The 24,113-nt window shown below is 73.7% G+C and carries 23 protein-coding genes; 12 read left to right on the top strand and 11 right to left on the bottom strand.

What is annotated here, in order from left to right; all coding sequences use genetic code 11:
* Positions 1-34 precede the first annotated feature (34 nt).
* Together IF88_RS0101570 and IF88_RS0101565 are read right to left on the bottom strand one after the other, a co-directional pair.
* Entirely contained in the window at positions 35-934 is a 900-nt protein-coding gene (locus IF88_RS0101570) for a hypothetical protein (protein ID WP_030706629.1), read from the bottom strand.
* A gap of 316 nt (positions 935-1,250) precedes the next feature.
* Positions 1,251-2,756 (bottom strand): hypothetical protein, encoded by a 1,506-nt coding sequence (locus IF88_RS0101565; RefSeq protein ID WP_030706628.1) that lies wholly within the window; start codon positions 2,754-2,756, stop codon positions 1,251-1,253.
* Between the two features lie 100 nt (positions 2,757-2,856).
* On the opposite strand from IF88_RS0101565, the gene IF88_RS0101560 reads away from it, so the two are divergent.
* From IF88_RS0101560 to IF88_RS0101540, 5 genes are all read left to right on the top strand, one after another.
* Entirely contained in the window at positions 2,857-3,651 is a 795-nt protein-coding gene (locus IF88_RS0101560) for a LamB/YcsF family protein (protein WP_078892650.1), read from the top strand.
* Complete coding sequence (locus tag IF88_RS0101555; protein WP_030706625.1) at positions 3,648-4,268, top strand: 5-oxoprolinase subunit B family protein; 621 nt, start codon at positions 3,648-3,650, stop codon at positions 4,266-4,268. Before IF88_RS0101560 ends, IF88_RS0101555 begins: the two co-directional genes overlap by 4 nt.
* On the top strand, positions 4,261-5,127 hold the full coding sequence (locus tag IF88_RS0101550; RefSeq protein ID WP_030706619.1) for a biotin-dependent carboxyltransferase family protein: 867 nt from the start codon (positions 4,261-4,263) through the stop codon (positions 5,125-5,127). Before IF88_RS0101555 ends, IF88_RS0101550 begins: the two co-directional genes overlap by 8 nt.
* A 73-nt stretch (positions 5,128-5,200) precedes the next feature.
* Positions 5,201-5,779 carry an RNA polymerase sigma factor gene (locus IF88_RS0101545; RefSeq protein ID WP_051836258.1) on the top strand — a complete coding sequence of 193 codons (579 nt, stop codon included), beginning with the start codon at positions 5,201-5,203 and terminating at the stop codon, positions 5,777-5,779.
* On the top strand, positions 5,776-6,774 hold the full coding sequence (locus IF88_RS0101540) for a hypothetical protein (protein WP_030706616.1): 999 nt from the start codon (positions 5,776-5,778) through the stop codon (positions 6,772-6,774). The genes IF88_RS0101545 and IF88_RS0101540 overlap by 4 nt, the downstream gene beginning before the upstream one ends.
* Before the next feature lie 71 nt (positions 6,775-6,845).
* On the opposite strand, the gene IF88_RS0101535 is transcribed toward IF88_RS0101540, so the two are convergent.
* Together IF88_RS0101535 and IF88_RS0101530 are read right to left on the bottom strand one after the other, a co-directional pair.
* The gene (locus IF88_RS0101535) at positions 6,846-8,243 is read right to left on the bottom strand and encodes a hypothetical protein (RefSeq protein WP_030706614.1); all 1,398 of its coding nucleotides are present in this window, start codon (positions 8,241-8,243) and stop codon (positions 6,846-6,848) included.
* A 332-nt stretch (positions 8,244-8,575) separates the two neighbouring features.
* Positions 8,576-8,998 carry an ankyrin repeat domain-containing protein gene (locus IF88_RS0101530; RefSeq protein WP_051836256.1) on the bottom strand — a complete coding sequence of 141 codons (423 nt, stop codon included), beginning with the start codon at positions 8,996-8,998 and terminating at the stop codon, positions 8,576-8,578.
* A gap of 318 nt (positions 8,999-9,316) precedes the next feature.
* On the opposite strand from IF88_RS0101530, the gene IF88_RS0101525 reads away from it, so the two are divergent.
* Both IF88_RS0101525 and IF88_RS0101520 read left to right on the top strand, forming a co-directional pair.
* Positions 9,317-9,511, top strand: coding sequence for a hypothetical protein (locus IF88_RS0101525; RefSeq protein ID WP_030706611.1), 195 nt, complete (start codon positions 9,317-9,319; stop codon positions 9,509-9,511).
* A 69-nt stretch (positions 9,512-9,580) separates the two neighbouring features.
* Positions 9,581-11,212, top strand: a complete 1,632-nt coding sequence (locus IF88_RS0101520; protein WP_030706609.1) for a membrane protein — start codon at positions 9,581-9,583, stop codon at positions 11,210-11,212.
* 159 nt (positions 11,213-11,371) lie between these two features.
* On the opposite strand, the gene IF88_RS0101515 is transcribed toward IF88_RS0101520, so the two are convergent.
* Complete coding sequence (locus IF88_RS0101515) at positions 11,372-12,874, bottom strand: PLP-dependent aminotransferase family protein (RefSeq protein WP_030706607.1); 1,503 nt, start codon at positions 12,872-12,874, stop codon at positions 11,372-11,374.
* Between the two features lie 215 nt (positions 12,875-13,089).
* Here IF88_RS0101515 and IF88_RS0101510 point away from each other — a divergent pair, with 215 nt between their 5' ends.
* The 3 genes from IF88_RS0101510 to IF88_RS0101500 all read left to right on the top strand — a co-directional run bounded on the left by IF88_RS0101510 (position 13,090) and on the right by IF88_RS0101500 (position 16,018).
* Positions 13,090-13,860 (top strand): glycerophosphodiester phosphodiesterase family protein, encoded by a 771-nt coding sequence (locus IF88_RS0101510; RefSeq protein ID WP_030706606.1) that lies wholly within the window; start codon positions 13,090-13,092, stop codon positions 13,858-13,860.
* Between the two features lie 68 nt (positions 13,861-13,928).
* The gene (locus tag IF88_RS0101505) at positions 13,929-15,329 is read left to right on the top strand and encodes an MFS transporter (protein ID WP_030706605.1); all 1,401 of its coding nucleotides are present in this window, start codon (positions 13,929-13,931) and stop codon (positions 15,327-15,329) included.
* 314 nt (positions 15,330-15,643) lie between these two features.
* Positions 15,644-16,018 (top strand): RNA polymerase-binding protein RbpA, encoded by a 375-nt coding sequence (locus IF88_RS0101500; RefSeq protein WP_007262928.1) that lies wholly within the window; start codon positions 15,644-15,646, stop codon positions 16,016-16,018.
* Between the two features lie 89 nt (positions 16,019-16,107).
* On the opposite strand, the gene fxsA is transcribed toward IF88_RS0101500, so the two are convergent.
* From fxsA to IF88_RS0101480, 4 genes are all read right to left on the bottom strand, one after another.
* The gene (gene fxsA / locus IF88_RS0101495; protein ID WP_030706603.1) at positions 16,108-16,680 is read right to left on the bottom strand and encodes an FxsA family membrane protein; all 573 of its coding nucleotides are present in this window, start codon (positions 16,678-16,680) and stop codon (positions 16,108-16,110) included.
* A gap of 68 nt (positions 16,681-16,748) precedes the next feature.
* Positions 16,749-17,522 carry a polyprenol monophosphomannose synthase gene (locus tag IF88_RS0101490; RefSeq protein WP_030706602.1) on the bottom strand — a complete coding sequence of 258 codons (774 nt, stop codon included), beginning with the start codon at positions 17,520-17,522 and terminating at the stop codon, positions 16,749-16,751.
* A 329-nt stretch (positions 17,523-17,851) separates the two neighbouring features.
* Positions 17,852-19,480: an amidohydrolase gene (locus tag IF88_RS0101485; protein ID WP_030706601.1), complete on the bottom strand. Its 1,629-nt coding sequence runs from the start codon at positions 19,478-19,480 to the stop codon at positions 17,852-17,854.
* A 57-nt stretch (positions 19,481-19,537) separates the two neighbouring features.
* Positions 19,538-19,978, bottom strand: coding sequence for an Lrp/AsnC family transcriptional regulator (locus tag IF88_RS0101480; RefSeq protein WP_030011705.1), 441 nt, complete (start codon positions 19,976-19,978; stop codon positions 19,538-19,540).
* Positions 19,979-20,195: 217 nt separating this feature from the next.
* Between IF88_RS0101480 and IF88_RS0101475 the strand changes: the two genes are divergently transcribed.
* Complete coding sequence (locus IF88_RS0101475; protein ID WP_030706600.1) at positions 20,196-20,672, top strand: hypothetical protein; 477 nt, start codon at positions 20,196-20,198, stop codon at positions 20,670-20,672.
* Positions 20,673-20,697: 25 nt separating this feature from the next.
* On the opposite strand, the gene IF88_RS0101470 is transcribed toward IF88_RS0101475, so the two are convergent.
* Together IF88_RS0101470 and IF88_RS0101465 are read right to left on the bottom strand one after the other, a co-directional pair.
* The gene (locus tag IF88_RS0101470) at positions 20,698-21,789 is read right to left on the bottom strand and encodes a phosphotransferase family protein (RefSeq protein ID WP_030706597.1); all 1,092 of its coding nucleotides are present in this window, start codon (positions 21,787-21,789) and stop codon (positions 20,698-20,700) included.
* Positions 21,790-21,803: 14 nt separating this feature from the next.
* Complete coding sequence (locus IF88_RS0101465; RefSeq protein ID WP_030706594.1) at positions 21,804-22,937, bottom strand: hypothetical protein; 1,134 nt, start codon at positions 22,935-22,937, stop codon at positions 21,804-21,806.
* An 858-nt stretch (positions 22,938-23,795) separates the two neighbouring features.
* On the opposite strand from IF88_RS0101465, the gene IF88_RS43090 reads away from it, so the two are divergent.
* Complete coding sequence (locus tag IF88_RS43090; RefSeq protein ID WP_107050442.1) at positions 23,796-24,086, top strand: hypothetical protein; 291 nt, start codon at positions 23,796-23,798, stop codon at positions 24,084-24,086.
* Positions 24,087-24,113: the final 27 nt, after the last annotated feature.

The raw sequence follows: 24,113 nt of genomic DNA, 5'->3' as shown, positions 1-24,113 counted from the left end.
TCTGGTGGCTCAGGGCGTACGGAGGACGGGTGGCTCAGGCGTGGAAGGGGAGCCCGGCATCGGCGGCCAGGTCCAGGTCGTCGCCCTCGGGCGGCGGCAGGAGGGTGGCGGAGCCGTCGCTGACGGGGACCACGCCGAGTTCCAGGAGTTCGGCCATGGCCGCGCTGCCCGCCATGTCGCGGACCTGGAGCTGATAGCGCGGGGTGGTGCGGTAGGTGCCGCCGGACTCGTCGCCGGTGCGCTGGAGGAAACCGGAGTCGGTGAGGAAGGCGGCGGCCTTGCCGACGATGCCGGTGGTGGAGCCGGCGAGGCGGCGGGCGTCCTTGGTGGCACCCGTCGCGCTGCGGCGGGAGTAGACGCGCCAGGCGGCCTCCAGGCCGGGGGCGTCGGAGGCCGGGTCGGTGTTCTCGCCGATCTCCTCGGCGCACTCCTCCAGGCGGCGGCAGGTCTGCCGGACGAAGGAGTCGACGCCGTTGACGGTGATGCGGCCGATGTAGCCGTCGTCGGCGAGGTCCTCCGGGCGGGGGAAGGCGAGGGCGGCGACGGCGAGGTGGGCCAGGCCGTGCAGGAACCGGTCGGCGGAGTCGGCGGCGGTGCGGCGGGCGTAGTCGCCCATCCGGACGGCGAAGACGGAGTCCTCGCCGGCTGCCACGGCCATGCCGGCGCGCGGGGAGACCTCCAGGACGACGAGGCCGAGGCCGGTGGCGACGGCGTCGGCGAGGCGGCCGAAGGCGGGCTCCTCGCGGTAGCGGCGCAGCAGCTCGGCGTACTCGGCGTCACGGGCGGGGAGCAGCTTGGGCTGCAGCCCGAAGGCGACGAGCCGGGCCGCGTCGGCGGCGTCGGCGGGGGTCACCGCCGGGCTCGCGGCCGCGACGGGGGTGGCGGGAGCCGCGGGCTCGCTCCACGCGGGGTGCTCGGCGTGGTGGTCGCTCACGGGTGGGTCTCCTCGGCAGTGCGGGTGGTTCGGGCGGTATGGGGTGTACGGGCGGTGCCGGCGGCTTCGGCGGCGGCCGGGTTCTGTCCGGCGGGGGCAGGCCCCCGCGCCCCGAGGCGGGCCCGGCCCGACGCCCACGCGAGCGCCGGGCGACCCGCCATATTCAGCCTCGCCGGCGTTTGAGCAGGGGGCACCTCCCAGCGGTAGCTGGGGGAGGGTCGGGGCAGAGCCCGGTGCCCGGCGGAGCCGGGATTCCTGGGGCTCCGCCCCAGACCCCGCTCCTCAAACGCCGGAGGGGCTGGATATGCGACGGCGGTCACGACGCCTCCGCGCGGTCCGCGGCCATGCCGGCGGCGTCGAGGAGGGCGGTGCCGACGATGAGGTCGGCGCCGCCGAACTCGGGGTCGTCGAGCTGCGTGCCGTCGTCCACCGCGAAGAGCAGCCGCTCCTCCCCCTGCCGGTACGCCGTGCCCACGGCCGGGCTCGCCGCGTGGACGGCCAGCAGGGCCACCAGGTACGGCAGGTCGGGATCGCTGCGGCGGGCCTGCGCGAGGAGCCCGGACAGCCGTCGCGGTGCGTCGTGCGGGAGGTCCAGGAGCTCCTTCGCGGCGGCGAGCTGCTCCTCGCTGAAGCGGCTGTCGTCCGGGGTGGCGATGAGGTCCGGCTCCGGCATCTCCGCGCCGAGGTGCTCGCGCTCCACGGGCGGGGTGAGCAGGATCTCGACCAGGTCGGTCACCCGCACCGAGACGGGTGTGCGCAGCCCCGCGCCGGAGGCGAAGAAGGCGGCGGTCACCCGGCTCGCCTGCTCCAGGGGCAGCGGCAGGATCGGGGCCACGAGCTGGCCGTACAGGTCGATGCCGGAGCGCGGCGCCGGGGCGGCGAAGGCCTGGCGGTCCTGCTCGGCACGGAACAGCGGGCCCGCGTCCAGCAGCCGGGACTGGAGCTGGGTGTGGCGGCGGATGCAGTCCTTGACGATGTCGACGAGCTCGGCGGCGCGGCGCTTGTTCTCCGGCTCCTCGGCCTCGTCGCGCGCCTTGCGGATGTTGGTCAGGATCGCGTTCTCGTGGCGGTAGCGGTCGGCGACGTGGTCGAGGGCCTCGGCGATCATGTCGGGCACGGCCTGCAGCCAGTCCACCGCCCGTACGTTGCGCCGGGTCGCGTCCAGGGTGCGGCGCAGGGTCTCGGCGTACTGGACGGTCCGGTAGCGGGCCTGCTCGGCGGCGAGCTGGGCGTCCGCCAGCCGCCCGCGGCTGATCAGCACCTCCAGCTTGACCTCGGCGGCGATCTGGGCGCTGGTGACGTCGGTGTCGAGGGCTCCGACCAGGACGTTGACGGCCTCGTCGGTGGTGCGCAGGTAGACGGCGCCGCCGTAGCCGGGGACCTCTTCGATCAGCTTGAAGTCGTAGTCACGGCGGACGTAGACGCCGTCCGGGCCGAAGGTGCCGTAGATCGCGCGGAAGCCGCGGTCGACGCTGCCGACGTTGATCAGGTTCTCCAGCACCCAGCGGGCCACCCGCTCGTGCTCGGCCGCCGGGCGGGAGGGGGCCTGGGCCGCGACGCGCGGCAGCAGCCTGGCTACTATCTGCTCGTGGTCGGCGCCCGTATCGAAGTCCATGTTGAGCGTGACGAGGTCGATCGCGGCCAGCGCGACCTCCGCCATCGCGTAGATCCCGTACTCGCCCGCCAGATTGGCCTTGCGTACGTCGAGGTCGTGCAGCGGAGCGGTGCAGGCGAGGGCGCGCAGCCGCCGGGCCAGGCCCTCGTCGGCGGCCGGGCCCGGCGCCGGGGACGGGAGGGTCTTCGCCGGGGCTGGGAGAGTCACGGACAAAGACTAGGCGCTGTTGCTGACAACATCCCAAACGGCATGGTTCGGCCGGATCGTCCCCGGCCGAACCGTGGGACGTCTGCTCTACGCTCAGCGCATGGATTCCATGATCGCATCCTCTGCGGTGGTCGACCTCAACGCCGACCTCGGCGAGGGATTCGGACGCTGGACGCTCACCGACGACGAGGCCCTGCTGTCCGTCGTCACGAGCGCCAACGTGGCCTGCGGTTTCCACGCCGGCGACCCGTCCATCATGCGCCGCGTCTGCGAACTGGCCGCCGAGCGGGGCGTACGGATCGGCGCGCAGGTCTCCTACCGCGACCTCGCCGGCTTCGGACGGCGCGCGATGGACGTCCCGGCCGCCGAGCTGGCGGACGAGGTGGCTTACCAGATCGGCGCGCTGGAGGTGTTCGCGCGGGCGGCCGGCTCCCGGGTGTCGTACGTGAAACCGCACGGCGCGCTCTACAACCGGACCGTGCACGACGGGGACCAGGCCGCGGCCGTGGTCGCGGGCGTCCGGCTGGCCGCCGGGTCCGGTGCCACCGGGGGCCTGCCCGTACTGGGACTGCCCGGGTCGCTCCTGCTCGCCGCCGCCGGCGAGGCCGGGCTGGCCGCCGTACCGGAGGCCTTCGCCGACCGCGCCTACACGCCCGCAGGGACGCTGGTTCCGCGCACCGAGCCGGGAGCGGTGCTGCACGACCCGGACGCGGTCGTGGCGCGGGCCGTGCGGATGGCCGCCGTGCGGACGGTGGTGGCTGCCGACGGCTCGTCGGTCCGGGTGGCCGCGCGTTCACTGTGCCTGCACGGGGACACCCCGGGGGCGGCCGTGCTCGCGCGGCGGGTCCGGGAGGCGCTGGGCGCGGCCGGGGTCCGCGTGGAGGCCTTCGCGTGAGGCCGCTCGTGGTGGGCGGCGGGGCGCTGTTGATCGAACTGGACTCGGCGGCGGAGGTGGCCGCGCTCCACGCCGAGCTGCTGCGCCGCCGGGACGCGGGCGAGCTGGGGCCCGTACGGGACCTCGTGCCGGCCGCGCGGACGGTACTGCTGGACGGGGTGCGGGACCCGGCCGCGCTGGGTGCCCGGATCGCCCGGTGGGAGGTGCCGGCGCTCGCGGAGGCGGAGGGGCCGCTGGTCACCGTCCCGGTGCGGTACGACGGCCCGGACCTGGCGGAGGTGGCCCGGCGGTGGGGGGTGTCCCCGCGGGAGGTGCCGGGGATCGTGGGCGGCACCGGCTTCCGGGTGGCCTTCTGCGGGTTCGCCCCCGGCTTCGGCTACCTGACGGGGCTCCCGGAGCGCTTCCACCTGCCGCGCCGGGACACGCCCCGGACGGCCGTCCCGGCGGGCTCGCTGGCGCTGGCCGGCGAGTACGCGGGGGTGTACCCGCGCTCCTCCCCCGGCGGCTGGCAGCTGATCGGCTCCACGGACGCGGTGCTGTGGGACCCGGAGCGGGAGCCCGCGGCGCTGTTCGCGCCCGGCGTCCGGGTGCGGTTCACGGAGGCGGGCCATGACTGAACTGCTGGTGGTGCGGCCGGGCGCGCTGACCACGGTCCAGGACCGGGGGCGCCCCGGGTACGCACACCTGGGCGTCCCCCGCTCGGGCGCTCTGGACACGGCGGCGCACGCGCTGGCCAACCGCCTCCTGGGCAACGCGCCGGACGCGGCGGCGCTGGAGACGACCCTGGACGGGACGGGGCTGCGGGCGCTCTCCTCGACGGTCGTGGCGGTCACGGGCGCACCCTGTTCCGTACGGATCTCAGGTCGCCCGGCGGCCTGGGGAGCGGCGGTCCTGCTGCCGGCCGGGGCGGAACTGGAGGTGGGCCCGGCGGAGTCGGGGCTGCGCAGCTACGTCGCGGTACGGGGAGGCCTGGCCGTCCCGCCGGTCCTCGGCAGTCGCTCGGCGGACCTGCTGTCGGGGTTGGGGCCGGCCGTCCTGTCGGCCGGGATGCGGCTGCCGGTGGGCCCGGCCGGGCCGGATCCGGTGCCCGGGGCGGACGTCTGCGGCCTGCCCGGGCCGCCCGCGGAACTGCTGCTGCCGCTCCGCTTGGGGCCGCGCGCGGACTGGTTCGCGCCGGATTCGCTGGCCGGGCTGTGGCGGGCGGAGTTCCGGGTGTCGGCGAGGTCCAACCGCATCGGCCTGCGCACGGAGGCGGGCCCGGCGCTGGTCCGCGCCCGGCCCGGGGAACTGCCGAGCGAGGGCATGGTGCTGGGCGCGGTCCAGGTCCCGCCGGACGGCCTGCCGGTGGTGTTCCTGGCCGACCACCCGGTGACGGGCGGCTACCCGGTGGTCGGCGTGGTCCCGGCGGGCCCGGCCCTGGACGCGGCGGCGCAGGCCCGGCCGGGGACTCCGGTGCGGTTCCTCCGGTCCCGGTGAAACGTTTTCGGGGGCTGCGGCCAAGTACGGAGTGAGGGGGCCGACCGGCCCCCGCCGCAGGGGAGGAACCAGGGTGCGAAGCCCAGGACAGAAGACCGGGCCACCGGATCTCACCACGCACGAGGGATTCGGCGCGTTCTACGAGGAGCACATCGACGCCGTGCTCGGATTCGTCACCCGCCGGGTCGCCGACCCGCACCTGGCGGCGGACCTGACGGCGGACATCTTCCTCGCGGCGATGGGCTCGACCTCCGGCTATCGGCCCAACAGGGGAGCGCCGATCGCCTGGTTGTTCGGGATAGCCCGCAACGTCCTGTCGGGCCACGCCCGCGGGCTCGCCCGGGAGAGCGGCGCCCTGGCGCGGCTGAGCGGCCGCCGTCTCCTGGAGGACGGGGACGTCGCGGCCCTGGAGGAACGGATCGACGCCCAGCGGGCCTTCAGGTCCCTGGCGGAACGTCACGCCGCTCTTTCCGAGCCGCTGCGCGCGGCCCTCGACCTCGTGGTCGTCGACCAGCTCACCCCGGCCGAGGCCGCCCAGGCCCTCGGCATCACCCAGGCGACCGTCCGCGTCCGCCTCCACCGGGCCCGCCGCGCGCTGCGCGGGACCGGGCGCGCCACCGTCACCGAACCGCAGTTGGAGGCAGCCCGATGAGCACCAGGCCCAGCGGGTTCGAGGACCGGCTCAAGGCGGCGCTGCTGGCCCGCCTCCCGGAGGAGGCCCCGGCCCCGGCCCCCGCCCGCAACTTCGCCCGCCGCTACGGCATCCCGCTCGGGGTGGGCGTCGCCACCGCCGTCGTACTCGCGGTCATGGCCCTGCCGGGCAGCACCCGCAACGGCTCGCTGCCCTCGGACGCGCCCACCGGTTCGCCGAGCCCTACGGCCACGAGCGCGCCGGAGATCAAGAGGGATCCGGACGGGTCGCTCCGGTTCAAGCTGCCCGAGCAGCACCAGGTCCCGGCCCTCGTGGACCGGCTGAAGGAGCTGGGGGTCCAGGTCGCGTTGGTCCCGAAGCGGCCGCGGTCCCAGTGCTCCGAGCTCGGTGGCGGTGGCCGCGGTCCGCAGGCCGACCGCGAGGCCGAGATCCTGCAGCACAGCGATGACGGCTTCGTCCTCAAGGTCAACGCGAAGACGGTCCCCCCGGGCTACACGCTGATGTTCCCGTGGGCTGACTACTACCCGCTGGGTGAGCAGGGGATCGGCTTCGGCGTGGTCGAGACGGCCAAGGTCCCGTCCTGCTCGATCGACTACTCCGAGGGCCTGGAAGAAGCGCTGAAGGCGCGCTCCGAGCCTCCGAAGGACCCCGGCAAGACCATCGAGGTCGACGTTCCCGCGCCTGAGGGGCTGGCCGCACTGGTTCAGAGCCTTCAGGCCCAGGGGGTCAGCGTCGCGGTGATCGAGAAGAAGCCCGCGTCGGAGTGCACGCACGTGGGGGGCGGCTACCGGGGCCCGCAGGCCGACCACGAGGCCGAGGTGTCCGTCGGGACGACGCCTCGGTTGCGGATCAATTCGAAGACGGTCCCTCCGGGGTACACCCTCGTGCTCACCAAGCCGGCGGGGCCGTCGAGCCCCTCCGCGAAGGTCGGGTACGGCGTGAAGGAGACGTCGAAGGTCACCCCCTGCGAGATCGACTTCTCGCCGGGCCGGTGACGGCCTCTTCGCGATGAACCCCGGACGCCCCGGCCTTCCTCAGGCCGGGGCGTCCGCGCTTCCGCGACCCGCTACACGGCCGACTCCGGGGCGATCCGGCTGCGGACGGCCGACTGGACGTCCTCTTCCTCGGCCGGGTCCGTCGCCAGGCGGCGCAGCCGGGGTGCGACCCGGGCGTCGGCGGTCTCGGCGTGGTGGGCCGCCACCTCGCGGGTGGTCTCCTCGCAGTCCCAGAGGCATTCGACGGCGAAGCCCGCCGCGAAGGAGGGGTCGGTGCTGGCGAGGGCCCGCGCGGCCCGGCCGCGCAGGTGGGACGAGGCCGTCTCGCGGTAGATGTGGCGCAGCACGGGGGCGGCGCAGCCGATGGCGAGGCGGCCGGCGCCGTCCACGAGGGGGTAGAGGTGCCGGGTGTCGGGGCCCGCGCCGCGGACCGTGGAGCGCAGGGCTCCGAGGACCAGTTCCGCGTCCTCGGCTCCGCCGCGGGCGGCCAGGGTGGCCGCGGCTGCCGCGCCCAGGGCGTCGGGGCGGTGGATCCAGCGCCGGGCCCGTTCGACGGCCTCGGGGCCGCACATGCGCTCGTAGGCCGCCACGGCGGGTTCGTCGGCGGCGGCCTCGATGAGGTCCAGCACGGCGGGGTTCTCCGGCTCGGCGAGGACCAGGTGGTGCAGGGCCGTGGCGCGGGCGGCCTCGCCCGAGGCGCCGGCGGCGGCCGCGAGGATCGCGGAGCGGTCCTCGGGTGCGGCGACCGCGGCCAGGCAGCGCGCGGCGGGCACGTGCAGCGGCATGCCGCGGCGCAGGCCGTCGGCGGCCCAGTCGAAGACGGCCTGGACTCCCCAGCCGGGCCGGGGGCCGCTGGGGGTCAGCTGGCGCTGCCAGCGGTCGAATGAGCCCTGCTGACGGGCGGCGCGCAGGCGCTCGCCGTGCTGCGGGGTCTCCTCCCACAGGCGCCACGGCCGGGGCTCGTAGGCGTCGCGGACGGCGGCGGCCAGCCGCGCCTCGCCCTCGGCCGTGGCGGGGAACCTGGCGAGGACGGGGGCGGCCAGGGACCGCAGGCCTTCGTCGTCGTCGCGCAGGGCGAGTTCGTCGAGGGCCCAGGCCCAGTTCGCCCCGGAGGCGGCGTACCGGCGCAGCAGCATGAGCGCGTCGTCGCGGCCGTACGAGGCCAGGTGGCCCAGGACGGACAGGGCGAGGCCGGTCCGGTGGTCCTCTTCGTCGACGAGGTCGTCGGCGCTGAAGAGGTGGTGCTCGATCTCGCCCAGGGGACCGTTGAGGTCCAGGTAGAGCCGGGCGTAGTACAAGGAGCGGTTCTCGACCTGCCAGTCCTGGCGCGGGTCGCGGAGCACGCACTGGTTGAGGGCCTCGAGGGCCTCCGCCCTGGGTGCCGCGAGTGCGTGCAGCGTGCCGTCGCCGCGGCCGCGCTGGAGGAGCCCGAGCAGGGTACCGCTCGGTGCTATGACTGGTTCGAACATGGGAATGGCCTCAAATCAAGCTGGGGACGCAACCGGGAATCGGGATTCACAGGGCCGCGTAACAGCATGTGAGGACGTCCGCCGTCATGTTCCGCTCGATGTAGACCATTGCCTTCTCACTCTCGTCAGTTCTTCGTGACCATGGTGGCCGGGTCGGGCAGGGACACCCTTCGTGTCCTACCCGCTCCGGCCCGCCCCCCGTGCTCGCGAATCGAATCCGACGCCATGATGGCCCAGCCGGTTTGTGCACCGCGACCACATTTACGGCCGCCGTGACCATTCCGTGAGGTCGGGAACCGGCCGGGCCCGGCCAGATCCGAGGCAAAAGCGGACTACTCGGCTCCGAAAAGTTCCAGCAGGTCGGCCTTGGCGAACATGCGCGCCGTGTCCACGGCGGAGGGGGTTCCGGCGGTCGGATCGGCTCCGCCGGCGAGCAGGGCGCGGATCACGGCCTCCTCACCCTTGAAGACGGCCCCCGCGAGCGGGGTCTGGCCGCGGTCGTTGGCGCGGTCGGCCTCGGCGCCGCGGGCCAGCAGGGCCGACACGGCGTCGGCGTGGCCGTGGTAGGCGGCGAGCATGACGAGGGTGTCGCCGCGGTCGTTGGTGAGGTTCGCCGGGACCCCGGCGTCGAGGTAGGCGGCGAGCGTCTCGGTCTCACCCTGACGGGCGAGGTCGAAGATCTTGGTGGCCAGTTCGATGACGTCCTCGTCGGGGACGTCCTGGGAACCGGCGCCTTCCGCGGCGTGCTCGCTCATCGTTCGTTACCGCCTTTCACTCGTTGCTGACATGGTCCGCCCCGCAGCCCCGTCCCCAGGACGGGCGGGCAGGGGGGTGCACGGCACTGCGTCCGTACGGGTGAATCGCCAGAGTAGCGCCCTGGCCTGCACATGTCCGGGTCGGGCCGAGGCAAGGATCACCCTCGACCCCCGGTGCGCCGGACGCGCCAGCCGGGCTGAGCCGGTCAAGTGAAAAACTCACAGATTCACCCGTATGCACCTTTTGTCGCATTGATACTTCCTGTGAGCCTGGAAGAACTGATGGTGACTGTCCCCCACCAACCAGGAGAACTCCTCATGGTCCTGTCCATCTCAGGCGTGGTCCTGCTCGGCATCATCTGCTTCCTCTTCTTCAAGAAGGACGGGATGAAGCTGTCGCACGCGTTCGTCTGCTCGCTCTTCGGTTTCTTCCTCGCCGGCTCCGCAATCGCCCCGAGCATCACGGCGAGCACGGCGAGCCTCGCGAGCCTGCTCGGCGGGATCAAGCTCTAACCCGGCCGTCGCGCAGCGCCACCAGCAACACCCGAAGCACCGTCACACCCACAACTCCAGGAGACGCCCGTGGCCCGGCGCCCACTTCCCCGCATCCTCAGCAGCGGCACCGCGTCGCTGTCCCGGGGCCGCGACTTCGCTCGCACGGCCGCCGACACCGCCACGGACGTCCTCCATCCGCTCCTCACCATCGGACGCGGCCTGCGCGTCCTGGCCTCGGCCGGGCGGCGCAGATGGTCGGAGACTCCCAAGGACAAGCGTGGTCCCGCGCTGTTCCTGGGAGCCGCCTGCGTCCTCGTGGTCGCGCTCGTCCCCTACGGTCCGCTCCTCGCCCTGATCACCCTCATGGCGGCCGCGGCCTGGCAGGGGCGCGACCGCAACCAGGTGAAGACCGGGCCCAGCGATGCCGAGACCGAACGGCTCGGCTCCCTCTACGAAGCCCTCGTGCCGTACTTCTCCATCCCGGAGGACCCGAACCCCCTCTTCGCCCACGGCGGGGACTGGGACAAGGCCTTCAGCGGCTACGAGTTCGACGAGGCGGGCCGCATCACCCGGCTCCACATCCGCTACCCGGCCTACTTCACCGATGGCGAGGCCGCCTCACGGGCCCGGATCGAGGCACTGCTGCACGCCAAGTCCGGGCGCGGTCGGGAGTATCTCTTCGACTGGGACGAGGAGGGCAACCAGCTCGACCTGAGCGTGCTGGCGGCGCTGCCGACGGGCATCGCCGCCCAGCCGTTCGTCACCTCCCCCGGTGAGACCGTGCTCGGCTTCACCGACGCGGGCGGCGTGCAGCGCACCCTGCCCGTCCTGGAGGGCGACGAGCCCCGCGACGTGCCGCCGGTGATCTGGCGCACCGGGCCCCGCTCCACCGAGCCCCACCTGCTGGCCGTCGGCCAGCCCGGCAGCGGCACCTCCACCCTGATCCGCTCCGTCGCCCTGCAGGCCCTGCGGCACGGCGGCGACGTGCTGATCGTCGACGGCGGCGGCAGCGGCGAGTACGCCTGCCTCTCGGGCCGCGCCGGCGTCCTCGCCGTGGAATGCGGGCCGACCGGGGCGCTGGCCACCCTGGAGTGGGCCGCGCAGGAGACCGAGCGGCGGCTCATCGCCACCCACCGGGCCCGGGAGTCCGGCCGGCCGGCGCCCGAGGACACCCGGCGCCCGCTGTGGATCCTGCTGGACCAGCCGAGCGTGCTGGCCCACCTCGCGGTCGCCGAAGGGGGCCCCGACCCGCTGGCCCAACTGCAGGTGCCGCTGCGGCACGGGCGGCCCGCGCACGTCACGGTGGTGGTGGCCGAGCACTTCGACCACCTGGAACTGCTGCACGACTCCGTCTGGCAGCACACCCGCGCCCGGATCGTCCTCGGGCCCGCCGGGATCCAGCAGATCGCCGACGTGCTGGGGCTGCCGCCGCACACCACCCCGACGGCCCAGGTGCCGCCCGGCCGCGGCTACGCCCGGCTCGGCGCGGGTCCCGTGTACCGGCTGCAGGTGCCCGCCACCCCGGACCCGTACGACGAGGCCACGCACCCGGCGTACCGCCAGGCCGTGCTGGAGCTGCTGCCGGGTCGGCTCGCGCCCGGCGGGGGCGGCGGGCGGGATCACAGCGCGCTGGACAAGCCGCTCCAGGGGCACCCGCCGGCGCAGGGCTCGGCTCTGGGCGCCCCGGGGATCCCGGAGGTGCCGGCCGAGGCTCCGTAGGCCGGTCGCGACGGGCCCGGGCGCGCGCCGGGGCATCTCCTCGGAGGCCGAACGTGGCGAGGGGTCGGAGCGTGAGGGGTGGTCGCGTTCGGCGCCCTGCGGGGGTGCCCCGGCACACACCCGGCCCCGTCCCGACCAGCGGGCAGCGGGGTCGGCGGGTTACGCCACGAACGTGCGCGGCGGCTCCGCGCCGCTGCTGCCCGCGCCCGTGCCGACCAGCCGGGCCGCCGCCGCGAGCCGGGAGGCGGCCTCAACGGCCACCGGCCCGCCCACGGTGAACGGCAGCCGGACATAGCCCTCGAAGGCCCCGTCCACGCCGAACCGCGGCCCCGAGGGGACCCGTACGCCGACCCGCTCCCCCACCTCGGCCAGCCGGGACCCGGACAGTCCACCCGCGCGGGCCCACAGCGTGAGGCCGCCCCGCGGAACCTCGAACTCCCAGTCCGGCAGCTCCCGGCGGACCGCCGCGACCAGCGCGTCACGGTTCTCCCGGGCCTGGTCGCGGCGGATCCCGACGGCCTCCCGCCAGCCCCCGGTGCGCATCAGCCAGTTCACCGCGAGCTGCTCCAGCACGGGCGTGCCCAGGTCGGCGTAGGCGCGGGCGGCGACCAGGCTGCGGATCACGTCGGGGGCGGCGCGGACCCAGCCGATCCGCATGCCCGCCCAGAAGGCCTTGCTGGCGGAGCCCACGGTGATGACCGTGCTGCCGCCGGGGTCGAAGGAGCAGACCGGGCGGGGCATCTCCAGTTCCGGGTCCAGCTGGAGTTCCAGCATGGTCTCGTCGGCGACGAGGACGGTGCCGGCCGAGCGGGCGGCCGCCACCATGGCGCGGCGCTGCTCGTCGGAGGCCAGGGCTCCGGTCGGGTTGTGGAAGTCGGCCACGACGTAGGCGAGGCGGGGGGCCGAGTCGCGCAGCACCTGCCGCCAGACGTCCATGTCCCAGCCGGCCAGCCCGTCCGCCATGGCGACGGGGACCAGGCGCACCCCGGCGGCGCGCATGAGCTGGAGGATGTTGGCGTAGGACGGCGACTCGACGGCGATCCGCTCCCCGCGCCCGGCGAAGAGGCTGCAGATGGCGTCGATCGCGCCCATCGCGCCGGTGGTGACCATGATCTGCTCGGGCATGGTGGGGATGCCCTGCTCGGTGTAGCGGTCGGCGAGCATCCGGCGCAGCGCGGGCAGGCCGGCCGGGTAGTCGCCGTGCGTGTGTGCGTACGGGGGCAGCTCCTCCAGTGCACCCTGGACGGCCTTGGTGAGCCAGGGCTCCGGGGCGGGGAGGGCGGCGCAGCCGAGGTCGATCATCGAGCCGAGGGACTCGGGCGGCAGCGGTTCCAGGCCGCGCGCGGGCAGCGGGTTCCCGGCCGGGACGGCGGTCCAGCTGCCGGCACCCCGGCGGGACTCCAGGAACCCCTCCCCGCGCAGGGCCTCGTACGCGGCGGCGACGGTGGTGCGGCTGAGGGAGAGGGAGACGGCCAGCTCCCGCTCGGCGGGGAGCCTGGCGGCGACCGGGACGCGGCCTTCGAGGACGAGGAGGCGGATCGCGTCGGCGAGGGTGCGGTACGCGGGCAGTTTGCGGGCGCCGGGGACCGCGGGACGCTCCTGCTGCGAGGTGATGAGACGGGCGAGCTGGGCGGCGCCGACCGCCGAGGTCCATTCGGCCATTGCGTCCGGTCCACCTTCGTCGGATTGGCCTCGACGGCGGGCGCCGGAGGCCGGGATTGGATTGATGTCTGCGGGCCCAGACTGTCACGCCCCAGTCCACTTGCACCAGGGGGCGCCGCACCGGGGCACCAGAGGGGCGCCGGAGCGGCCTCCGCCGTGTCCGCCGTTCACCTCGCGGACCCCCGTCCCCTCACGCCACGGGGGATACTGCCGCCGTGACGCACGTACGCCTTCGCCATCCGTATCTGGACCACCCGGCTCCGATCCCCTTCGCACACCGGGGAGGCGCCGCGGACGGGCTGGAGAACACCGCCGCCGCCTTCCGCCGGGCGGCCGAAGCGGGCTACCGGTACTTCGAGACCGATGTGCACGCCACGGCCGACGGGAAACTCGTCGCCTTCCACGACTCCACGCTGGACCGGGTCACCGACGGCCGGGGCCGGATCGCCGAGCTGCCCTGGAAGCAGGTCCGCGAGGTGCGCGTGGCGGGCACCGAGCCCCTGCCGCTCTTCGAGGAGCTGCTGGAGGAGTTCCCGGACGCCCGCTGGAACATCGACATCAAGGCCGAGTCGGCCCTGCACCCGCTGGTCAACCTGATCGCGCGGACCGGGATCTGGGACCGGGTCTGCGTGGGCTCCTTCTCCGAGAGCCGGGTGGCCCGCGCCCAGCGGATCGCCGGCCCCCGGCTGGCGAGCTCGTACGGCGTACGCGGGGTCCTGGGCCTGCGGCTGCGCTCGTACGCGATCCCGGCGGCGCTGCGCGTGGGCGCGGTGGCGGCCCAGGTGCCGGAGACCCAGGCGGGCATCCGCGTGGTCGACCGGCGCTTCGTGCGGACCGCGCACGAGCGGGGTCTGCAGGTCCACGTGTGGACCGTGAACGAACCGGAACGCATGGAGGCTCTCCTCGACCTGGGAGTCGATGGCATCATGACCGACCGGATCGACATCTTGCGCACGGTGCTGGACCGGCGCGGAGCCTGGGCCTGACACGCCCTTCGGCCGCCGCGCGGGCCCGATGGCCGCTGCGGTACGGGGACCAGCGAGGGGGACACCAGGTGAGCGCGGAAGACAGCAGGACCGCCGAGGAAGCGGAACCAGCGGAACCGGGAGCCGAGGACGGCAGATCGGCCACGGCGGTCGCGGCCGCGCGCAAGCGCGAGCAGCGCGGCTGGTACTTCTACGACTTCGCCGTGTCGGTGTACTCGGCGAGCGTGCTCACCGTGTTCCTCGGGCCGTACCTGACCTCGGTGGCCAAGGCCGCCGCGGACGCCGAGGGTTTCGTGCACCCGCTGGGCATCCCGGTGCGGGCCGGTTCCTTCTTCGCCTACTCGGTGTCGGCCTCGGTGATCCTGGCCGTGCTGCTCATGCCGCTGGTGGGCGCCGCGGCGGACCGGACCGGGCGCAAGAAGCCGTTGCTGGCGGTGGCCGCGTACACGGGCGCCGCGGCGACGACGGGGATGTTCTTCCTGGGCGGTGAGCGCTACCTGCTGGGCGGGCTGCTGCTCATCGTGGCGAACGCCTCGCTGTCCGTCTCGATGGTGCTCTACAACGCCTACCTGCCGCAGATCTCCACGCCGGACGAGCGGGACACCGTCTCGTCGCGGGGCTGGGCCTTCGGCTACACGGCGGGCTCCGTGATGCTCGTGCTGAACCTGGTGCTCTACATGGGCCACGACTCCTTCGGGCTCACCGAGGGCATGGCGGTACGGATCTGCCTGGCCTCCTCAGGCCTGTGGTGGGGTGCCTTCGCCCTGATCCCGCTGCGCCGGCTGCGGGACCGGGCCGTGGTCCGGGAGCCGGGGGCCGGGCCGGCGGTCAGCGGCTGGAAGCAGCTCGTCGCCACCCTCAAGGACATGCGGCGCTACCCGCTGACGCTGTCGTTCCTGCTGGCGTACCTGATCTACAACGACGGCGTGCAGACGGTGATCTCCCAGGCTTCCATCTACGGATCGGAGGAGCTGGAGCTGGAGCAGTCCACGCTCATCGGGGCGGTGCTGCTGGTGCAGGTCCTGGCGGTGGGCGGGGCGCTGGGGATGGGCCGCCTCGCGCGGATCTACGGCGCCAAGCGGACGATCCTGGGCTCGCTGGCCGCGTGGGGCGTGACGCTCGCGGTCGGATACTTCCTGCCGGCCCGGACCCCGGTGTGGTTCTTCGCGCTCGCCGCGATGATCGGGCTGGTGCTGGGCGGCAGCCAGGCGCTGTCGCGCTCGCTCTTCTCGCACCTGGTGCCGGCCGGCAAGGAGGCCGAGTACTTCTCGGCGTACGAGATGAGCGACCGCGGGCTGAGCTGGGTGGGGCCGCTCGTCTTCGGCCTGACCTACCAGCTCACGGGGAGCTACCGGGACGCGATCATCTCGCTGGTGGTCTTCTTCGCACTGGGATTCGTGCTCCTGGCCAGAGTGCCGGTGCGGCGCGCGGTGGAAGCGGCAGGCAATCCTGTACCGGAGCGGATCTGAGAGCGGGTCCGCGACTGCGCCCGGCCCGGATCCGCGAACGAATTCCGAACGAATTTAGACGTTGAAGCAAAGGGCCGGTAGTGTACGCCTTTGGCCTGCCAGGCGGACCGTTACTGCGCGCTCGAGAAGCGTGGACGTTGGGTGACATCTGCTGCCAGATGTGACAAAACGGGCATTGGTGGGTACAACAAGGGGCGGCACGACGGGCGACGCACGACCCGGAGCGGGAATCTATACCGCCGACCGGACGTTGACCGGATGACGACGACAGCGACACCTGTCCTGTGGGCGACAAAGCCCGGGAGGCACGATTCATGAGTGAGCGAGCTCTCCGCGGTACGCGCCTCGTGGTTACCAGCTACGAGACGGACCGCGGCATCGATCTGGCCCCGCGCCAGGCGGTGGAGTACGCATGCCAGAACGGACATCGATTTGAGATGCCGTTCTCGGTTGAGGCAGAAATTCCGCCGGAGTGGGAGTGCAAGGCGTGCGGCGCCATGGCACTCCTGGTGGACGGGGACGGGCCCGAAGAGAAGAAGGGCAAGCCTGCGCGAACGCACTGGGACATGCTCATGGAGCGACGCACCCGCGAGGAGCTGGAGGAAGTGCTGGCCGAAAGGCTTGCAGTCCTGCGTTCCGGCGCCATGAACATTGCCGTGCATCCGCGGGACAGCCGCAAGTCCGCCTGACAGCCGGACGGATACACAAGCCGAGGGGCCCCGCCACACAGTGTGGCGGGGCCCCTCGGCTTTCTCCTGCTCTCCTGCTCTCCTGCGCGCTACGGCGCCAGGGGCGGGCGGTGGCCCGTGTCCGGGCCGGCCGGCCCCTCGGGCCGGTCCTCGCGGACGACCTCGCCCTGCACGACCTTGCCGTCGGGGTAGTGGATGCGGGCCTGCTGGAAGGCGTCGCCGAAACTCCCGGCCGGGGCCGAGGCCATCTTGCGCTCCAGCGAGCGGGCCGCGCGGCGGCCGATCCAGGCCCGGACGGGCGGGAGCAGGAGGAACAGGCCCGCCACGTCGGAGAGCAGCCCCGGCATCATCAGGAGCAGGCCCGCCAGCATGGTGAGGCCGTTGCCCCGGCCGGGCTCCTGCGGGGCGGGCTGCCGCCCCTGCTGGGCCTGCTGGAAGGTGTCCGACAGGTTCTTGAAGGCGCGCCGCCCGGCGCGCTTGATGACCAGCGCGCCCAGGACGATGCCACCCGCCAGCAGCGCGGCCACGGCGAGCCCGCCGGCCACGTCCGCGACCACGGTGAGCAGCCAGATCTCCAGGATCAGCCAGGCCGTGATGGCCAGAGGGAGGAAGGTTCGGGCGGGCGAACGCCGCCGGGGGGCCGTGGAAATGCCGGTCGTCATGCCACCCAGTGTGCCTGGGGCCGCGTAAAAGCGGCCTCAGCCGGAGGTACCGGACATCCCTTAGGGGGTCACTGCTTGTCGCCGTCCTTGCCCAGCAGTCTGGCCGCCTGGGCCTTCAGGCCCCACTGGGTGACCCGCCACAGGGCCTCGACCACGATGTCCTTGCTCATCTTGCTGTCGCCGAACTCCCGCTCGACGAACGTGATGGGCACCTCCACCACGCGGAAGCCCTTCTGCACCGCCCTGCGGGCCAGGTCGACCTGGAAGCAGTAGCCCGCGGAGGCCACCTCGTCCAGGCCCAGGCCCTCCAGGGTCTCGCGGCGGAAGGCGCGGTAGCCGCCGGTCACGTCGCGGATCGGGACGTTCAGCATCAGCCGCGAGTACGTCGAACCGCCGCGCGAGAGGATCTCCCGGCTCTTGGGCCAGTTGACGACGCGGCCGCCCGCCACCCAGCGGGAGCCGAGGACCAGGTCGGCGCCGGCCAGCGCGGTGAGCAGGCGGGGCAGTTCCTCCGGCTGGTGGGAACCGTCGGCGTCCATCTCGACGATCACTCCGTAGCCGGCGTCCAAGGCCCAGAGGAAGCCCGCCAGGTAGGCCGCGCCGAGCCCCTCCTTGCCCTTGCGGTGCAGCACGTGCACGTGGTCGTCGCCGACCGCGAGCTCGTCGGCGAGCTTGCCGGTGCCGTCGGGGCTGTTGTCGTCGGCGACCAGGATGTGGGCCTCGGGCACCGCCGCGCGGACGCGGCCGACGATCAGCCCGATGTTCTCCGCCTCGTTGTAGGTCGGAATGATCACCAAGGCCGTACCGAGCGGCCCGTAGGTCCGCTGTCCGCCGTCGCTCACTGAGTCCCCTTTTGTGCTCTTGCACGTCCTGTACGTCTGGTCGCAGAGGATGACTTTAGAACAGTGATCGGGGCCCGCGGTCCTTCGGGCCGGTCAGACGCCCGCTGGCTGCGGGCCGCCGTGACCGTTGTCTACTGGACCGCCGGGCCCCGACCCGGGGCCACCCTCCCCCAACTACCACTGGGGGTGCCCCCACCGGCGGAACCTCCCCTCGCCCCCGAGGCGCGGGCGCGCTGAGCAGACGGATCCGTCCGGCACGGACGTCCTGTGGTGGACCCGGCCGAACCTATCCGGGTCCGACCGCCGGTACCGAACCGAGGCACAACGGATCACCCCTGTGGGCGTACGAAGACCTCCCGCCCGCCGACGACGGTGGCGAGGCACACCGGCAGTTCGGATCCGGGGGTCAGATCGGGCAGTCCGGGGGTGCCGGAACGGGGGTCGGTGGACCAGCGGGCGACCCGGTCGTCGGGGGCCTGGACCACCAGTTCGCCGGTCTGCCAGACCGCGTAGTCGGCCGGGGCGCCCGGTACGAGGATCCCCGCGTCGTCGCGGCCCAGCGCCCGCCAGCCGCCCCTGGTGTGGGCGGTGAAGGCGGCCCGTACGGAGACGCGGTGCCCGGGGGTCCGGTGGAAGGCGGCCGCGCGGACCGTGCCCCACGGGTCGAGCGGGGTGACCGGCGCGTCCGAGCCGAAGGCCAGCGGGACACCGGCCTTGAGCATGGCCGCGTACGGGTTGAGGGTGCGGGCGCGCTCGGCTCCGAGCCGGTCGGCGTACATCCCGTCCTCGCCGCCCCAGGCCGCGTCGAAGGCGGGCTGCACCGAGGCGGTGAGCCCCAGCTCCGCGAAGGCGGCGATGGCGGCGGGGGTCATCATCTCGGCGTGCTCCACCCGGTGCCGGGCGGCGCGCACCCGGGCCAGGCCGACCTTCTCGGCGGCCGCCCGGACGCCCTCGACCACGGCGGTGATCGCGGCGTCCCCGATGGCGTGGAAACCGGCCTGGAGGCCCTCCTCGGTACAGGCCGTCACGTGCTCGGCGACCGCGACCGCGTCCAGGTACTCCGTACCGGTGTGCGCGGCGTCGGCGTACGGGGCGTGCAGGCAGGCGGTGTGTGAGCCGAGGGCGCCGTCGACGAAGAGGTCGCCGGCGGCCCCGACGGCCCCGAGCGCCCTGGCCAGCTCCAGGTCCCGGTCGGCCCAGTACCCGAAGACGCGCGGGCCGGGCCGCTCGGCGGCCAGGGCGAGCAGGCCGGTGAAGTCCTCGGCGGAGGAGATGTCGGGCCCGCCGCACTCGTGCAGGGAGCCGATGCCGAGGGAGGCGGCCTGGTCGAGGGCGGCCCGCTGGGCCTCGGCGCGCTGGGCCGGGGTGACGGCGGCCAGGGCCGCCCGCCGTACGGCGTGGTGGTCGTCGGCGGTCAGCGGCTGGTCGCCGGCGGGCCGCACGCCCGGGACGAGGTCGAGCAGGGCCGTGGTGACCACGGCCGAGTGCACGTCGATGCGGCTCAGGTAGAGCGGGCGGCCGCCCGCGGCCTCGTCGAGCTCGGCCCGGCGCGGCGCCCGGCGCTCGGGCCAGCGGGCGGCGTCCCAGCCGTGCCCGAGGAGCACCCGGTCGGCCGGACGGCTCGCGGCGTACGCGCGTACCAGGTCCAGCGCGGCCGTCAGGGAGCGCGCTCCGCTGAGGTCCAGCCCGGTGAGGGCCAGACCCGCGGAGGTGGTGTGGACGTGGGCGTCGGTGAAGGCGGGCGTGACGAGCGCGCCGCCGAGGTCGACGACCTCGTCCACGCCCTGCGCGAAGGCGTCGGCCGCCCCCTCGGAACCGACCCAGGCGATGTGGCCGCGCTCGACGACCATCGCGGTGGCGAAGGGGTCGGCGGGGCTGTGGACCTCGCCCCCGCGGAGGAGGACGGTCCTGGTCGGTGCTCCGGCGGCGTCGGCGGAGAGGGCGGTGCGGTCAGTCATGCCGACCAGTGTCCCGCGTCGCCCCGCCCCGTCCGAACGCCGGGTCCCCCGCAGGGCCTACACGCGGGGCGGGCGGGCCTCGTAGGGGGTCGAGAGGACGACCGTCGTACGCGTCGAGACGTGGGCGAGGGCGCGCAGGCGGCCCAAGAGGTCCTCGAGCTCCAGGGGGGTGGCGACGCGCACCTTGAGGATGTAGTTCTCGTCGCCGGCGACGCTGTGGCAGGCCTCGATCTCGGGGACCCCGGCCAGCCGGTCCGCGATGTCGTCCGGGGCACTCGGGTCGAAGGGCTTGACCGAGATGAACGCCGTCAGCGGCAGGCCGACGGCCTCCGGGTCGACGACCGCCGCGTACCCGCGGATCACCCCTCGCTGTTCCAGACGGCGTACTCGCTGATGGACTGCCGACGTGGACAGTCCCGTGGCCTTGCCCAGATCCGTGTAGCTCATCCGCCCGTCCCGTACGAGCAGATCCACGATCTGGCGGTCCAGCTCCTCCATTGCGCTCATAGCCGCTCAACTTAAGGCCCAAGGGCACTCCAGGCCCAGTGGTGTCCGCCCACTGGAGGCATCTGCGCCAGGCATGTGACGAAGGCCACAGGGGTATGCAGGCCCCGGCCGGTCTGTTGTGGTTACTCGTGACGCTCGACGGGAATTGCTTGCTGTGGCCGAGGCCGCAGAACCTGCCCGCCCGGCCCACCCAAGGGGGAGTACATCCATGCTGAACACCAAGCGCGCCGGTCGCACCGAACCGGAGCCCCTCGAACCGCTCGATTCCGGGGACGGCACGTACTCGGTGGACGCCGAATACGCCGAATACCCCGACGACCTCGACGGATTCGAGATCCACCACGCGATCTGCCCCGACTGCGGCCAGTCGATCGCCCTCGTCGCGGACGAGGAGTACCTGCCTCAGCACGCGCTCTGCCTGACCCCGTGGAACCCCTTCGGACTCACGGTGTGCGCGGGCACCGGGCGGCCGGCCACGGACGCGCTGCCCAGCGTCGGCATGATCCAGCCGGTGGAGGCCCCCGGTGCCGTCGTCCTGTCGACGACCCTGCCCCAGGGCCTGGACTGGCGGACGCAGCCCTTCTCGCACGTGGGTGGCCCGGGCTCGCGTCCGGTCCGCGTGGTGAGCCCGGTGCTCCCCCGCCCGCAGGCGCAGACGCGGCAGCAGCACGCCCAGGCGGCCTGACGACCGCCCGGGCGTCCCGGCGTCCCTACCAGTACGTTCCCTGCACCATGGCGGCCAGGCTGGCGTGGTGCAGGATCAGGCTGTCCGGGTCCGCCGGGATCTCGACCTCCCCGAAGTGCGCCTGCCGGTAGGCGATGCGCAGCATCACGATGGCGTGCCGCAGGGCGGCGTAGAGAGTGTGGAACTCCATGTCCCGCGGGGTGTGCCCGGTGAGTTCGGTGTACCGGCGCTCCAGGTCCGCGCGGCGCAGGAAGTCCGGCAGGCCGGGCTGTCCGAAGCTCACCGTCAGGTCCTGGAAGAAGCGGTGGAGGTAGACGCTCCAGCCCAGGTCCACCTCGCGGGGCGCGTAGGCGGCCATCTCCCAGTCCAGTACGGCCACCGGCGTGAAGCCGTCGTAGATGACGTTGCCGATGCGGGCGTCGCCCCAGTTGAGGACCGCGGGGCCCTCGTCCGCCGGCCACAGCTCCTCCAGGCGGGCGAACGCCCGCTCGATGAGCGGGGAGGGGGCGAGTCCGGCCACCACCCAGGCGTAGTACGCGCGTTGGGCGTCCACGTGCCGCCGCAGGGGGGTGCCCTCGCCTTCGGGGAGGAGGAACTCGGCCTCCTTGGCCGGGAACTGGTCGTGCAGGCGGGCCAGCAGCGAGATGGTCGCCTCCTGCAGCGCGGCGCGCTCGGCATCGGTGGCGGCGTGCAGCCAGTTGCCCTCGTAGGTGTAAGGCATCACATCGGGCGGGACGCGGCCCTCGGCGCGGGCCATCACGAAGAACGGCGCCCCCAGCGGCCCCGGGTCCTCCTCCAGCCACTGCACCCGCGGGACGGGCAGGTCCGTGTGCTCGGCGACCAGACGCATCACCCGGTGCTGGCGCGGCATGTCGTACGTCGGGAAGACGGTGTAGGCGGCCGGGTCGGCGGCGAGCCTCAACGCGCAGGCACGCAGGGGGGTGTCGGGGTGCTCTACGTCGAACAGCAGGGTCTCGCTGGACATCCCGTTGGACCCGGGGACGGAGACGCCGGTGACCTTCGCGCCGGGGAGCCTGGCGTCCAGCCAGGCGGCGAGGCGCCGCCCGAGCTCCTCGGGCTCCCGGGTGGAGGTACGCGGACGTGGTGCGTCGGCCATGGTCGGTCCCCTTTCTACTGGGCGACGGAGGAGTAGTCGGCGAAACCGCTCGGGTCGTGGCGCCCGAAGCTGCCGTGCTCGAAGATGCCGTGCCCGGTCTGCCCGTCGAGGGTGAAGCGGGCCGAGTGGTCGGTGACCCCGAAGGCGGCCATCGGGTGGGCCGCGGGGTCGGACAGGTCGTAGACCCGGCGGTCGGTCCAGCCGCGGCCCTGCCAGGTGCCGTGCTGCCAGTCGCCGGCGGGCGGGTAGCCGGCGCCGACGGCCAGCGGCGAACTGTTGAGGATCTCCACACCGAGTTCGAGGGGCTTGCGGGACGGATCGCTGAGGTGGACGACCGCCCTCTCGGGGTGCCGACTGCCCGGCCGGTATCCGATCTCGGTGTGCGGCCAGCCGAGCTGGACGTCATGGCGGCCGCTGCCCTCGGGGAAGACCTGCACGGCTTCGTTGAGGGTGCGGTGCCCGTCGGCGTCCTCCTGGGCGATGACCATCACGAACCGGTCCTCGAAGCGGACCGGTATCCAGAGCCAGTGAAACCCCTCGGGCCGGTGCTCATCGCCGGCGCGGCCACCCTCCTCACCGGGGATCGGCCGCACCCCCCAACTCCGGTCACGGGTACCGGTCCACTCCCCCGGCGTGAGGACGAACTCCTCCCCCTTCGCCCGGATGACCCCGCTCACGCCGCCGGCCTGGACGAAGCGGCGCCCCTCGAGCATGAGGCGGTCGCCGCGCCGCTGGATGTGGTGGGGTTCCCAGACGGCGGGGAACTCCGCGGTCCAGGTGACGTCGTACGAGAGCCCGTCCGGATCTTCCGGGTCCGCCGTGCAGCGGAGCGTGAGCCGCTTGAGCGGAACGTCGACGGTGATGGACAGGGGCCCCACGGACAGACTCATCCGATCGTCGGTGAGGGCGTCGGAGGCCCGGACGGCGAGGAGCTCGTCGCCGATGCGGAGGGTGGCGTAGGCGTCGATGACCCCGGCGTTGGGGTAGACGCCGAGCCCGAGGATGAGGACGGCGCGGCCCGCGTGGTCGAAGACGTGGAAGATGCAGCGGTCGTAGGCGTTGCGGTCGCCGCTGACGAGGTGCTTCATCGACAAGGGGGCCTGGTGGATGGGGTACTCGTCGAGGGCGACGGGCCGGTCGACGGACATGGCGGACCTCCTGGACGGCGGGCTTCGGGGGGCGGCTCAGGCGGATATGACGGTACGTCAGAAACCCCGCCGGGGACCACCCTTCTGGCACGCTCTGACACACCGGCACACCACGCCGTGATCTCTGACCGGCCCGTGGACAGCCTGCGGCTCCGCGCCCTGAGCCATGACCGGCCCGTGGACAGCCTGCGGGCTCCGCGCCGTGATCTCTGACCGGCCCGTGGACAGCCTGCGGGCTCCGCTGCCGGGGGGCGCCGCCCCCGGACCCCCGCGCCTCAAACGCCGGCGAGGCTGGATTGGGCGACGGCCTGTGCCCAGCCCAGGACGGGCGACAGCCGCTGAGACGCGGGGAGCCCGTAGTGATCGGTGGCGGCCCATGTCCGACCCAAGACGGTCGGCAGACGCTGAGACCAGCGAAGCGCGTAGCGATTGATCGCGGCCTATGCCCAGCCCAAGACGGCTGGCAGACGCTGAGACGTGTGGGGAGCACGTAGCGATGTAGTGCGCACCGGGACCCTCGCCCGGAACTCACCGACGGGGCCGCCCCTGAAAGAAGGGACCCGGCCCGTCCTTCTGGGGGTTTCCCGGCTGTCTTCGTGTTTCCGTGGCGGGTCGGTCGGTCAAGGGTGGCCGAAGGCCATCGCGAAGCGACGCGACGAAGGAGCGCCCTTGAGGGACCGGCCCGACACGGAAGGACGATGGGACCGACGGGAAACCCCCACCTGCCCCGGAGCCCGCCCCCGGAGCCCGCCCCTGAAGCCCGCCCCCGAAGCCCACCACCGCCCCCGGGGACGGCTCGAACGGATACCCGCACCCCGGGGGCGATTACCCGGCCCTCCGCTCCCGCGTTGGCCGTGCATGACCATGCTTCAGGCTTCAACCGGCCGAAGGCGTCGGCCGACGCCGCCGGGTTTCGAAGAATCGGTTCAGCAGCAGCGGGACCAGCGCGACCCCCGCGACCACCGCGACCACCGCGACCACCGCGACCACCGCGAGCCACAACAGCAGACGCCGGACCCGCCGATCTACCGCGATCTGCTGGCCCGGTGGGCCGATGCCGGCCGCACGCTGCCCGGACGGCGCGACCCGGAGTGGTCCCGGCTCACGTCCTCCCCGGTCTGGCCGACGACCAGCAGCGGGCTGTACTAGCCCACCGCGACCCCGGCCCCCGGCCCC

The organism is Streptomyces sp. NRRL F-2580, assembly GCF_000720115.1.
Taxonomy (GTDB): domain Bacteria; phylum Actinomycetota; class Actinomycetes; order Streptomycetales; family Streptomycetaceae; genus Streptomyces.
This window is presented reverse-complemented; position numbering and strand designations above follow the sequence as displayed.